Origin of the sequence: Hoyosella altamirensis (genome assembly GCF_014191505.1) — a bacterium.
Taxonomy (GTDB): domain Bacteria; phylum Actinomycetota; class Actinomycetes; order Mycobacteriales; family Mycobacteriaceae; genus Hoyosella; species Hoyosella altamirensis.
The window spans coordinates 133,511-146,834 of the sequence record NZ_JACHWS010000005.1; the positions used below are offsets into that span (position 1 = coordinate 133,511).

Genomic DNA, 13,324 nt, shown 5'->3' on the forward strand with positions numbered 1-13,324 from the left:
TGTGATTAGCCAATGGTGATCTCACGGCGAGCGTTGCTGCGCTCAGCTGCAGCGTTTTCGGGTGCGGGAGCGGTCGCCGCAGCATCACATTCAGTAGCGTTCGCCCAGGCGGGCCCCGCGTTCCACCATGGCGTCGCGTCCGGGGACCCACTCCCCGATCGTGTCGTGCTCTGGACCCGCATAACCCCTTCCTCCGATGCGCTGCCCGGTTCCGGAATAGGAGGTGCGGTCAGCGTTCGCTGGGAGGTATCGCGGGATGCCGCTTTCACCTCACTAGCTGCGCGGGGCACAGTGACGACGGGCCCGGAGCGAGACCATACCGTCAAGATCGATGCAGGCGGACTCGAGCCCGACACCACGTACTTCTACCGTTTCGCAGGGCTTGGTGACGCTGCTCAGGCGACCTCGCCTGTGGGCGCTACCCGTACCGCGCCTGCATTTTCGGCCGACGTTTCACGACTGAGATTTGGTGTCGTCTCGTGCTCGAACTGGGAGGCCGGGTATTTCGCTGCGTACCGGCATCTCGCGGACCGCGGCGACATCGATGCGATCATCCACCTTGGGGACTATCTGTACGAGTATGGCGCGGGCGAATACGGCGGCAAGGAGGGTTCACTCCGGTTCCATGAGCCTGCCCATGACATCGTCTCGCTTGCCGACTACCGGATCCGTCACGGGCAGTATAAGACCGACCCCGACCTGCAGCGGCTCCACGCGTCAGTGCCGTGGATTCCTATCTGGGACGACCACGAATCGGCGAACGACGCGTGGCGCAACGGTGCCGAGAACCATGACCCCGCTTCGCAGGGGCCGTGGGGAATGCGATACCGCAGCGCACTGCAGGCCTATCTGGAATGGATGCCGGTGCGGCCCGGTGGAACCGGAGACCGCCTGTATCGCCGTCTTCAGTTTGGTGACCTGTGCGAACTATCGATGATCGACCTGCGAAGTTATCGCGATGAGCCGGCCGCCGCCGGTACAGGATGGCCTGCGGTTGACGCGACCGAACGGACGATCACCGGCGCCGATCAGATGTCGTGGCTGGTCACAGGAATGACTACTGCCGCGGCACGGTGGCGTCTGATCGGCAATCCGGTGATGATCGCTCCGCTGGTGGTCCCGCCCCTCGAACCGGCAACAACGGAGGCCCTCACCCAGATGCTCGGCCTGCCGCGCGGCGGCATCCCGATCAACACCGACCAGTGGGACGGCTATACGGCGGACCGGCGACGGATCATCGACGCCATCGCAACGACCGGGACAGCCAACGTCGTGTTCCTGACGGGAGACATTCACTCAACCTGGGCCAGTGAACTGCCGATGAACCCGGCGAACTACCCAGCCGCAGGAACGGCAGCCGTCGAATTCGTCGTGCCCTCGGTGACATCGAAGAATATCGACGACATCCTCGGCGTGCCCGAACGTTCTGTCAGTCCCGCGGCTGAAGAAGCAATCCGTCAGGTGAACCGTCACGTCCGCTACGTCGAACTGGATTCTCACGGCTACGGCGTTTGTGAGGTAACTCCCGGCCACGTGCAGATGGACTGGTTCTTTGTGGGGAACCTTGCCGACCCGGCGACCGGTGCCCGGCACGCCCTGTCGTACCGAACACGTGACGGCAGTCCGACGATCGAGCCGGCCGCTGTTCTCGATCCCGCCGCGCACCGCCCAGGAAGGTCCTGATAACCCCGATGACATCACATAACGCACGAATAACGCGTCGCACCCTCCTCGCGGGAACCGGCGCCGCTGCCGCGGGCCTTGTCGCGACACGAGCGAATGCAGCCCCACCCTCAGAACCTAACGGCGAAATTGACGTCCACGTGGTCGTTGTCGACGGACTCCGCGTCGACGAGGTCAATGGCGCGCTCATGCCGGTGCTCTCGACGCTCGCCCGGGAAGGCAGCCGATACGTTACCGCGAACGCAATCCAGGTCGCGGAAACGCTGCCAAACCACGCGGCGATGATGACCGGGGTCCTCCCACATCGCAACGGCGTGCCAGCGAACAAGATCTTCGACCGAGATGAGGGGCGGTTCCGCTATCTCGAGCGGCCAGAGGACCTCACCACGCCTACGATGCTGGATCTTGCCCAGACACAGCGAGGCCTCACGACAGCGAGCGTCCTCTCCAAGGAGTACCTGCACGGGCTCTTCCAGGGCCGCGCATCGGTGCACTGGAACCCGTCCCCGCTGATTCCGCTCACAGATCACGCGCCCGACCAGTCGACGATGGACGCGCTCCTGCGGACTCTCGCCGAGCACCACCCCCGCCTGACGTTCTCGAACCTCGGTGACGTCGACCGCGTCGGCCATATCGATGTCACTGGCACGGGCTTCCGGTATGCGCGCACGGCCGCTGTAAGAAACACAGACTCGCAGCTCGATCGCTTTGTTTCGTACCTGCGTGACTCTGGGCGCTGGGACCGAAGCGTCATCATCGTCGCGGCAGACCATTCGATGGACTGGTCAGCTCCACTATCGCTGATCAGCTTGCAAGTCCCGTTCGCGCTTGACCCGCTCCTCCGGGACAACGTCATGATCGCCGACAACGGCGGCGCATCGCTCTGGTACTGGACCGGTGCGGCCGAGCAGCGCGAGGAAGCGGTGCGGCGTATGCGCCGCATCGCGGAGGGACATGCCGGGGTGGCCTCAACTCACGAAACCTCGCAGTTCGGGCTCGGCGAGCGGGCAGGTGACGTCGTCGCGTTCTGTCATCCAGGGTGGCGCTTCACTGATCCCACCGTGCTGTCGAACCCGATCCCTGGGAACCACGGCCACGACGTGACCCTGCCGATTCCACTCATTGTGAGCGGCGGTCATCCGTCAGTCCCGCGCGGACAAACGTTCACACCGGCGGTCACCACGATGGATGTGGCGCCAACGATTGCGGCCCTCTTGAGTATCAGCGCGCCACCGGGCGGCTTCGACGGAACCGTGCTTCCCGGCTTCTCCGGCTGAGGTTAGCCCGTGAAACCGGTCCGGCGATTGAGTGCGTCCATCACCTGATCTGCGTGATCAGCGATCGCATCAGCGCCAATCTGGTCCGCAGCCAGCGCCAAACCGGCCCAGCGGCTCGCCAGCGCCTGCGCGGGCGGAACCGCAAGGACATGATCGCGCTCCATGGCGCGGCGCGCATAGTCCTCAGGAAGGTGCCATGCGGTCGACAGCCACACCCATAACATTCGCGCGTCAAGCAACCGTGGGTAAAGGACATCGTCGTCGAGCAGTTGCGGCCGCGGCCCTGCGATCTCCGCTCGCCACGCTTCGACCATCGCATCGGACTGCTCAACGGTAAGACCGAGGTCGCACAGGCACTGCGGGAATGAGACGAGCATGCAACCGAGGTCAAGTGTGGCGTCCCGGAAACCGCCCCACTCGTAATCGAGGAACTTCACTCCATCGGTGCTCACGACAATGTTGTCCGGGCACAGATCTGCGGGAGTGAACGCGCGGAACGACCCATTTGAGAGGAGCTGCGACGCGGACTCCACAGCGCTGACCACCTCCGCGGGCGTGCTCACTCCAAGGACGTCGGAAAGCAGCGTCGGGACTGAGGGCAGCACCGCTTCAACATCATCGGCAGTTGCCTGCGGCGACAGTGTGCCGCGTGCCCGCCGCAGTAGCGCGGCAAAATCATCGGCGCGGCCAGCTGTCGCGGCATGCATCCGGCCGAGTGCTTGCGCGAGGGCCATGAGCAGGTGGGTGGCCGAGGCGGGATTCTCACCCGTCAGCAGGACACCGAGCGTTCGGGCATCTCCAAGGTCCGACAGAATGAGCAAACGCTGGTCCAGGTCGTGTCCGAGAAGTTCCGGCCCTGGACGCTGATCGCGTGCGAGCGAGTTGGCGAACTGGTAGGACGCGGCCTCCCTGATAAAACCTTCCACACCGCTCGCACGGGAGTCCCACATCTGCTTGATGATGAGAGTCCGGGGAAGTCGGATCGGAGATTCAGCAACGCGAACGCGAAGTACAGCTGCTTGACCGCTTCCCCCCAGATCCTCTGGATCGGCCAGATGGACGTTCACGCCGTAGCGCTTCGTCAGCACACGCTCTGCGGCAGCCACCACAGCCGTAGTTGAATTGGTGAAAAGTGCGGTCATCGCATACCAGGCTACCTGCTTTGGGCACAGGTTTTTGCTTGCTCAGCGGGCTCTCAGGAAGTTCCCGTCCGCAGCGACCGGAGCCACATCGACGGACACCGACATCGAACTCGTCTTCGCCCGGGTGTAGATGATGCCGCGCAGCGGGGAAACGTCAACGAAGTCACGCCCCCGCGCGACCGTGACATACCGTTCGTCCACGAACTGGTCATTTGTGGGGTCAAATGCCAGCCAACCGCCTCCCGGCAGCCACACCGCCGCCCACGCGTGCGTCGCATCGGCGCCGACCATGCGCTCTTTGCCAGGAGGTGGTGTTGTGGCGAGATACCCCGATACGTAACTCGCGGCCAGACCCTGGGCACGCAAGCACGCGATCGCGACACGGGCGAAGTCTTGACATACCCCCGACCGGCGGTGCATTACCTCTGCCACCCGCGTCGACACGGTCGTTGATCCGGAGTGATACGTGAAATCAGAGTAGATCCGGTGTGTGAGGTCCCACACTGCCTCGGCCAGGGACCTGCCGGGAACGAATGACGGCGCCGCGTACTCGCGCACAACATCGGTCACCTCTGGCGGGTCGTTGTCGAGCCGGAAGTCGACTGCCCGCGCCGCATCCCTCCCGACTGGCCGTGAAAGCTCCCAAGGCGCGCCCGCTGGGCCAGTCGTCAAATAACCCTCCTGCGGCGCATCGACCTCAACTAGAGACCGGCCAGTCACGACGAGCTCCTCATGGTCCGATGTGACGTGGAAGTAGAAGGCGGTGTTCCCATAAAAGTCGGTCATGAACGATTGATCCGAGGGCTCCGGAGAGACACTGAGGGTGTGTTCACGCCGTCGCTGTTCCGGGAGTTCTAGCGGAGTCAGGTAACCGCGTCCGTAAGAAGACGTCACCGGCTCCGGATAGGTGTAGGTCGTTATGTGGGTGACGTCGTACAAGCGGTCGTTCACGCCGTCACACCGCCCGGGAATTCAGCACTCTCCGCTGACCCCCACAGTGGCTGCATATCGACGGGCGGCGCGAGCAGACTTGCCTCCACGATCTCTGACAACTCGCCCAGCCCGGAAGCGATCGCCTGCATCAAGGAACGCAACGCGGTTCGGTGCCCTTCTTCGTCCGTCGCTCCTAGGCCGGCGGGGTCGGCGCGGCGAATGTGTGTGATCAGGTCAGTGATCAGCCGCGTTACCCGGACAGGGACAGTCTCCTCCGGGAGGCCCGCGAAATCTGCCTGCAGCCGCTCGAGCTGGTAGATCAGGGACCGTGGATTCGAACCGTCGAATACCAGCAGTTCGGCCATTGGCGCTACCCGCACGACACCGTGCTGTCGGCGCCGGTACATCACCGACGATTCGCAGGCGAGCAGTATGGACTCGATCACCGCCCGCTCCTCAGCCGCAGGCAGCTTCTTCGCCAGCGACGCTCCGATGAGACGCGTGAGCTGAAGGCCGCGCTCGACGCGCCTGCCGATATCCAGGAGATACCAGCCTGGGTCACGTACCAGCGACTCCGCACCGAGGCCCGCGAGGGCCAGCATTCCATGCAGCACCGCGGTGTGCGCGGCCGCCATGACGACTGGGTCCTTTGATTCATCCTCGCAGAACTCGCTGAGCGCCTCACGGACTCCCGTCAGCACCATCCACGTGTCAACGGAAAGTTGAACGCGAACCCCTCGGGCTGCCGACTCCAGGTGACGCACCGAGTACGCGAGTGATCCAGCACGCTCGCCGTCACCCGTCAGGGAACGCATCTCAGCGAGCGCGACGGACGCATCAGTCGTCGCGCCTGTCACCGGATCTGCCGGCGCGAGCGAGGTGCCGGATTGGGAGCCGGCAACCGTCGCGAGCGCGGACACGAGCACTCCCAGCGAGCCGCTTCCTGGGAGCCAGGGGCGAAAACGATAGTCCTGGTAGCGTTCTCGCACCGCGTTCAGCAGCCGCGCGGTGTCCTCAGCATGCTCCGCATACCTGCCGAGCCAGAACAGATCGCTAAGGACCCGGGGCGAACTGACTCCCTCCCACGGCAATCCGTGCTGAGCAGCGGTCAAGTCCGGGAACGAATCCGCGAGTTCCACGCCGCCGGGGTGTGTCCCTTCGACACGTTTGTCCGCCTGCACCCAGATATCCTTAGCGGCGCCGATCCCCGGTACCGTCACGCCAGCTGATTGTTCGATCGGGACATACGCGAACCCGCCAGCCATGGTCGTGTAGCCAGCGCGCTGCGCCACCGAGAACAACCGGAGCGTCACAGGCGCGGAGGACACGCCCCCGGCCGCAGTGACGATGGGTTCGCGGCCGTACTCGGGGCGCTCCTGCGCGCACCACTGCCAGTCATCGGCTTCGATGCGCTGTTTCAACTCTTCGCGCTGCGCGCGACTGAGATCGCTGCCCACATAGGACTCGCCACTGCGAATGTTCTCGAGTAGCAGGTCCGGCAGGTGGTCACAAATGTACGACAACCCGTCGCTGGTGCCCGCCCACCAGCCTGGCACCGAGTCAAGAAGAAGGTCCTCGTCGATGAGGGCCCTGGAAATCTGCGGCAGGTAGGAACCCAGGGCAACGTTTTCCACCACTCCGCAGCCCACTGGGTTGACGATGCTCACAACGCCGCGCCGCGCCATCTCCGTGAGCCCCGCAACCCCGGTTCGTGATGCTGAACGCTGGTCCAGCGGATCCGTAGCGGCGGACTCAACAAAACGAACGACAACATCGATCGGGAGACGTTTGCCGAGGGCACGCATCCAGAGCCTGCCATCGCGCACCGTGAGGTCCGTGCTCTCCACGAGCGGGTACCCGAGCACGGAGGCGAGGAACGCATGATCGAACGAAGCCGTACTTTCGGGGCCTGGACTCAGAATTGCCACGAGTGGATCTGAAATATGTCCTGGCGCAACAGAAGCCAACGCAACACGCATCACCTGAACGAAGGCTGAAAGCGGCCGTGGCATCGCCTTCTGATAGAGCTGTGGCATCGCCCGCGACAGCACTTTTCGGTCGGCGAGTGCATATCCCACCCCAAGGGGCGCCTGCGCATGATCGGAAATGATGGCGAACTCGCCACCCGGCAGCCTCGCCAGGTCCGCGGAATGGAGAAACAAAGCCCGGGTATTCGCCGTGAACGCGGCATGTGCCCCGCGCAGGTAACCGCGATGACCGTAGACCATCTCCGGAGGGAGCAGTCCGCGGCTGATAACTGACTGCTCTCCGTAAAGGTCGGCAAGGAGGGCGTCGAGGAGGCGCGCACGCTGCGCCATTGCGGCCTCGAGCCGGTTCCACTCAGCGGCGGACACGACCAGCGGTATCGGATCGAGATTCCACGCTGAACTCTCAGCCTCGAACGTGATGCCGTCGTTGGCGACGAGCCGCCGTACGCGTCCGCGCAAGCGCCGAAGCCCGTCACCGCCGAGCGCGAGAATCGAGTCAGCCTCGTTCAGCTCACGCCGATCCTCGCTCTGCCCGTCAGTGGGTGCGAGTCTTTCGCCGGCCATTGTCACCGCCCTTGAAATGGTGCCGGGCACTTAGGTCAGTAGCGCGCTGACATCATTTGCGGGCTGGCCGCGCATCAATTCCCGACTCCTTGCGCTGCTGGTCGGTGATTGGGGCAGGCGCGTCAGTGAGTGGATCGACCCCGCCACCGGTCTTCGGGAACGCGATCACGTCCCGAATTGAATCAGACTTCGACAGCAGTGCGACGATGCGGTCCCATCCGAATGCGATACCGCCGTGCGGCGGGGCACCGAAAGCGAATGCGTTCAGGAGGAAGCCGAACTTCTCCTGCGCCTCCTCGTGCGAAATGCCCATTACCTTGAAGACACGCTCTTGGACGTCACGGCGATGAATACGGATGCTTCCGCCGCCGATCTCGTGCCCATTGCAGACAATGTCGTAGGCGTAGGCCAGCGCCGAGCCTGGATCGGTGTCAAACGTGTCGACACTTTCGGGCTTTGGCGAAGTGAACGCATGGTGGACAGCTGTCCAGGCGCTGTACCCGAGTGCCACGTCGCCACTGGCTGTCGCTTCTTCCACTGGCTCGAATAGCGGCGCGTCCACCACCCATACGAATGACCACGCGTTCTCATCGAGCTGGCCCGTGCGCTTAGCGATCTCCACGCGAGCTGCACCGAGGAGTGCGCGCTGTGCTTTCGGGGCGCCGGCAGCGAAGAAGACACAGTCGCCGGGCTTCGCGCCAACATGTTCCGCCAGCTTCTCACGTTCCGCCTCGGACAGGTTCTTCGCAACGGGCCCACCGAGCGAACCGTCTTCGGTCACCAGCACGTACGCGAGCCCCTTGGCGCCGCGTTGCTTCGCCCACTCCTGCCAGGCATCGAGCTGACGTCGCGGCTGGCTGGCACCGCCCGGCATGACCACTGCGCCGACATAGGGCGCCTGGAATACACGGAATGGGGTGTCCTGAAAGAACTCGGTGCATTCTACGAGTTCGAGTTCGAAACGCATGTCCGGTTTGTCAGTGCCGAAGCGGCGCATCGCATCCGCGTACGTGATCTGCGGAACCGGAGTGTCGATCTCGTACCCGATGAGTTTCCATAGAGCGAAGAGAATTTCCTCGGCGAGCAGAATGACGTCCTCTTGACGGACGAAACTCATCTCGAGGTCCAGCTGGGTGAATTCCGGCTGGCGGTCCGCCCGAAAATCCTCGTCCCGGTAGCAGCGGGCAATCTGGTAATACCGCTCGACGCCCGCCACCATCAGCAACTGCTTGAACAGCTGCGGACTCTGGGGCAGCGCATAAAAACTGCCCGGCTGCAACCGCGCCGGGACCAGGAAGTCACGCGCGCCCTCAGGTGTGGAGCGAGTAAGCGTCGGGGTTTCGACCTCCACGAATTCGTGCCGCGCGAGCACGCCCCGGGCAGCAGCGTTGACGCGGGACCGCAACCGGATCGCCTCGCCCGGCCCTTCGCGGCGCAAATCGAGGTAGCGGTAGCGCAGACGCGCCTCCTCACCGACGTGATCCTCGTCGAGCTGGAACGGGAGTGCCGCGCTTTCGTTCAGCACATCCAGTTCGCTGACGTTGACCTCGATCTCACCCGTCGGAATCTCGTAGTTCGCATTGCCCTCTGGACGCAACTCCACTGTCCCGGTCACGCTGATGCAGAACTCGGAACGCAGCTTATGAGCGCGCTCCAGGATCGCCTCATCGCGGAACACCACCTGGCACACCCCGGAGGCATCCCTGAAGTCGATGAAGATCACACCGCCGTGGTCACGCCGACGTGCCACCCAGCCAGCGAGGGTGACGGTATGCGAGGCATGTTCGGCGCGAAGTGAACCGGCCAGATGAGTGCGAAGCACAGGGATCCTTCCTAATCTGCACAAGCGGGAGCATGAGCCCCCATATGATCCTAAAGGGTGCCCGACAGCTAGCCTCGGTCGAGGCGGCGCGGGAGAAAGCCGATCTGGCCGAGGGGCGAGGATCTTCGTGGAAAACTCATCGTCATGACGTTCAACCCGAACGCGCGCATCGATCAGAACCGAGTGCGCACCAGTGGCGGCGCAGGAAAGAAGATGGCAGTCGGCGGTGGCGGTATCGGCGCCCTCATCGTGCTCGCCATTATCTTGCTGACCGGCGGTGACCCCAGTCAGGTGCCCGGGCTCACCGACCCAGGCGGAGTTCCGGCGGGAAGCGGCAGTGGACCCGACATCTCCCACTGCGTTTCGGGGCAGGACGCGAACCGCGATATCAACTGCCGGATCGTGTTGACTGCGCAAAGCCTCGACCAGATCTGGGCTGACCAGCTCCCCGCTGCCGGGCTGCAATACCAGCCGCCCGGTGTCACCCTCTTCACCAGCGCCGTCACGACAGCATGCGGGAACGCAACGAGTGCAGTTGGCCCGTTCTACTGCCCAGCTGACCAAACCACCTACTTTGACACCTCGTTCTTCGACGTGCTGAGCAGCCGGTTCGGGGCTTCAACCGGCCCACTCGCCCAGCAGTATGTTGTCGCGCACGAGTTCGGGCATCACATCCAGAACATGCTCGGCAACCTCGAACGTTCCAGAACGGACCCACGCGGGCCAGAATCTGGTGCGGTCCGCGTTGAACTTCAGGCCGACTGCTACGCGGGAATTTGGGCGCATCACGCCGACAAAACTCCGATGCCCGGCGAGATGGAGCCATTCCTGCTACCGCTCACCGAGCAGGACATCGCTGACGCGCTGTCCGCCGCATCGGCTGTGGGTGACGATCGCATCCAGGAGGCAGCGGCCGGAAGGGTGACTCCAGAGTCGTGGACGCACGGCTCATCCGAACAGCGGCAGCGCTGGTTCAGTCGCGGCTACCAGACAGGCGACATCGGGGCGTGCGACACGTTCACCGCTGCGGAGCTATAGGTCCTTGGCGCGCTGGTATTAGTGTCTATTTCAGTAGTCGAGACATCCTGCGGTCAGCGAGAACCTTCCCGCCGGTCTGACACTGCGCACAATACTGAAATGAACGGTCTGCATAGGCGACCTCCCTAACGGGAGCGCCACATTCCGGGCACGGCAATCCTGTCCGGGCATGCACCCGCAACCCTGACCGCTTCTCCCCTTTCAGCCGGGCAACACTCTCGCCCACACACCTTGTCACCGCATCTGAGAGCACCGCGTAGATCGAGGCGTGCAGATTCTGTGCGGCCTCGTCTGACAGCGTGTTCGCCTGGGCGAATGGCGATAACTTGGCGACGTGCAAAATTTCATCGGAGTAGGCGTTTCCGATACCTGCGAGAACGGTCTGATCTGTGAGAAACGTCTTCAGCCGTGCTGACGAACCCTTGAGCAGTCCGCCGAGTTCCGATTCCGTGACCTCGAGCGCGTCAGGTCCCAGTCTTTCAATTTGATGAAGTGCAGCGAGATCTCGAGTCACCCAGACTGCCAGATTCTTCTTGGTACCGGCCTCGGTAAGGTCAAGCCCACTTCCGCCGCTCAGGTGAATTCGCAAGGCAATCGGTCCGCGGCCGGGCTTCGGCGCTGCCGCTGACAGCGCATCGGACCATCGCAACCACCCAGCGCGCGCGAGGTGGAAGACAAGGAAGATCTCAGTGTCTCCAGGGCGGGAGCACACGAGCGCCAGATATTTTCCGCGACGCTTCACGTCCGACACCGCACGTTCGCGGAGCGCATCAATGGGCGGGTCGAAAGTTTTCAGCACGCTAATCTGCGAGACATCAATACGCGCGATCCCCAAACCCACGGCGTGCTCGCGCAAAAAGTGCGCGATTGCTTCTACTTCAGGAAGTTCAGGCACCCCTTCAGTCTGCCTGGCCAGCGCCGTCCCGAAAAGCGCTTTCGCTGCCCTCGCGTGACAACCCCTTCCTAGCCCTTTGACTTACATTCACTCAATACGTGGCTGAGATCCGGTGGCGGCCACGGCGCGGGTCCTTTCATCTGGAATATAATTGATCAATAGATCCGAATAGGGGAAGCTGGAATTTATGGTCCAGCAGCACGGGCCCGGCGGCAGCCATAAGCCACCGTCAGGCCTCGGGCAAAGGGGGAACTATGGCGACGGTGAGGTTCAATACGCTATGTAGCGCACTTCGGATGCCGCATGACTTTGTGCGGCGGGCGCTAAGCAGCGCGCCACTCCACGCGGAGACCTTCGCCACACAGTGGCTTGGGCAGCGTCTCGATCCACTCGATGCGCCTTTCGCCACCTACTGGGGCAAGTACGGCTCGCGGATCATCGTGGTCCACGGCCCGCAGCGCGTCTATCCGTCCGGACTCAAGTACTACTTCAGCGACGATCTAGCCACCCAGTACGTCTTCTCGGGTGACCTCGACTGGATAGCTGTCCCACTTATAACCCGGGCGGCGGAAACTACCCAGCAGTGGGCAACCCAGAGCAGGCAGATGCTCAGCAGCCTGCGCCGCAACACATCCGAGGCACACCGCGGTGCGGCCGCATAGCCGCCGCTCACGACCTCGATCTCCGGCGCAAAACGTCCCGGATACGCCTGGGCACGACCCCCTGCGCAGCGAGATCCCGGCGCGCTTTTCGTCGAGTTGCCAGCACGCCTATTATCGCGACCATCCAGATCGGGTACTGGACTAGCCAGGCGGCACGGAAGGCATCAGCGGAGAATTCACCGAACAGCGTGAGCACGAGACCGACCGCACCCACTGTAATGAGGGTGCCAGCGAATCCGCCCTGATTGACCATGCCCTGAGCGACACCGAGCTTGCGCGGATCGTTGAACGTGCGCGCATAGTCGAAACCGATGATCGAGCCGGGACCGCCCGCGGCCATCGCGATCACCAGCAACAGGATCAGCCAGTACGGCGCCGGCCACGGGACGAGCAGCACGAGAGTCCACATGACGACGTTGACACCGATTATCGCGATCACCAGCCACGATCGGCGCAGCGGATGCCGCGCCGTAAGTGCACCGACCACTGGACCGATGGCGATCGTCGCGACCACGAAGACCGTGAGCAGCACGCTTGCCGCAGGTTCGCTGAGTTCCTGGGCGGTGACGAGAAATGGGAACCCCCACAGCAGCACGAAAACGTTGCCGGAGAACGACGTTCCCATGTGCGCATAAAACCCGAGGCGCGTGCCCGGCTGGCGCCATACCGACAGAATCGTCTGGCCGGTCTCCCGGAGTGAGGACGCCCTGCTCGTCACTTCCCGGCCAAGCGGATCGTTGCGCACGATCAGCAAAGCGAGAATCGCCACCAGCACGGACAACGCGGCAACCGACAGGTACGCGGCGAGCCAGCCCGGTCCGCGCAACAACAGGAGCAGCGGTACCGCGGAGAGCACCTGGCCACTTTGGCCGAGAATGCCCGTGAGCTGAGTTACTACTGGAACCTGGCGACTTGGAAACCATTGCGGAATGAGCCTGATGACGGCGATGAAAATGAGCGCATCGCCAAGCCCCACGAGTACGCGAGCAAAGATGGCCCATTCGAGATCGGTGCTGAGCGCGAGCAGGACTTGACCGGCTCCCATGATCACGGCCCCCGTCGTGATCATGATCCGTGAGCCGTACCGGTCGAGCAGGACCCCAGAGGGTATTTGCATCGCCGCGTAAACGACGACCTGCAGGACAACAAACGACGAGAGAATCCCTGCGGTGATTTCGTAGCGCTGCGTCGCTTCGAGTCCAGCGACTCCCAATGACGTGCGGTTCAGCACGGCCACGACGTACGCGATCAGGCCAGCGCCCCAAACGACCAAAGGTGAGCGAAGAAAGGCGGGGCTCACCAGACTTCCCGGAGGGCTAG

Annotated in this window: 10 protein-coding genes; 4 read left to right on the forward strand and 6 right to left on the reverse strand. The window is 63.4% G+C overall.

Going from position 1 to position 13,324, the window contains the following annotated elements:
- Window positions 1-12: 12 nt before the first annotated feature.
- On the forward strand, window positions 13-1,683 hold the full coding sequence (locus FHU29_RS21660; protein ID WP_064438757.1) for an alkaline phosphatase D family protein: 1,671 nt from the start codon (window positions 13-15) through the stop codon (window positions 1,681-1,683).
- An 8-nt stretch (window positions 1,684-1,691) separates the two neighbouring features.
- Entirely contained in the window at window positions 1,692-2,960 is a 1,269-nt protein-coding gene (locus FHU29_RS21665; RefSeq protein WP_064438756.1) for an alkaline phosphatase family protein, read from the forward strand.
- Between the two features lie 2 nt (window positions 2,961-2,962).
- Here FHU29_RS21665 and FHU29_RS21670 read toward each other — a convergent pair whose 3' ends face one another.
- From FHU29_RS21670 to aspS, 4 genes are read right to left on the reverse strand one after another with little or no spacing between them, the layout of a single operon-like run.
- Window positions 2,963-4,102 (reverse strand): phosphotransferase family protein, encoded by a 1,140-nt coding sequence (locus FHU29_RS21670; RefSeq protein ID WP_064438755.1) that lies wholly within the window; start codon window positions 4,100-4,102, stop codon window positions 2,963-2,965.
- Between the two features lie 42 nt (window positions 4,103-4,144).
- Entirely contained in the window at window positions 4,145-5,053 is a 909-nt protein-coding gene (locus FHU29_RS21675; RefSeq protein ID WP_083962098.1) for a transglutaminase family protein, read from the reverse strand.
- Window positions 5,050-7,587 (reverse strand): circularly permuted type 2 ATP-grasp protein, encoded by a 2,538-nt coding sequence (locus FHU29_RS21680; RefSeq protein ID WP_064438753.1) that lies wholly within the window; start codon window positions 7,585-7,587, stop codon window positions 5,050-5,052. The genes FHU29_RS21675 and FHU29_RS21680 overlap by 4 nt, the downstream gene beginning before the upstream one ends.
- A 52-nt stretch (window positions 7,588-7,639) precedes the next feature.
- Complete coding sequence (gene aspS, locus FHU29_RS21685) at window positions 7,640-9,409, reverse strand: aspartate--tRNA ligase (protein WP_064438752.1); 1,770 nt, start codon at window positions 9,407-9,409, stop codon at window positions 7,640-7,642.
- 144 nt (window positions 9,410-9,553) lie between these two features.
- Between aspS and ypfJ the strand changes: the two genes are divergently transcribed.
- Window positions 9,554-10,447 (forward strand): KPN_02809 family neutral zinc metallopeptidase, encoded by an 894-nt coding sequence (gene ypfJ / locus FHU29_RS21690; protein WP_064438751.1) that lies wholly within the window; start codon window positions 9,554-9,556, stop codon window positions 10,445-10,447.
- A gap of 25 nt (window positions 10,448-10,472) precedes the next feature.
- Here ypfJ and FHU29_RS21695 read toward each other — a convergent pair whose 3' ends face one another.
- Window positions 10,473-11,342 (reverse strand): Fpg/Nei family DNA glycosylase, encoded by an 870-nt coding sequence (locus FHU29_RS21695; protein WP_064438750.1) that lies wholly within the window; start codon window positions 11,340-11,342, stop codon window positions 10,473-10,475.
- 296 nt (window positions 11,343-11,638) lie between these two features.
- On the opposite strand from FHU29_RS21695, the gene FHU29_RS21700 reads away from it, so the two are divergent.
- Complete coding sequence (locus FHU29_RS21700) at window positions 11,639-12,004, forward strand: hypothetical protein (RefSeq protein WP_064438749.1); 366 nt, start codon at window positions 11,639-11,641, stop codon at window positions 12,002-12,004.
- Window positions 12,005-12,011: 7 nt separating this feature from the next.
- On the opposite strand, the gene FHU29_RS21705 is transcribed toward FHU29_RS21700, so the two are convergent.
- On the reverse strand, window positions 12,012-13,304 hold the full coding sequence (locus FHU29_RS21705; protein ID WP_064438748.1) for an MFS transporter: 1,293 nt from the start codon (window positions 13,302-13,304) through the stop codon (window positions 12,012-12,014).
- Between the last annotated feature and the right edge of the window lie 20 nt (window positions 13,305-13,324).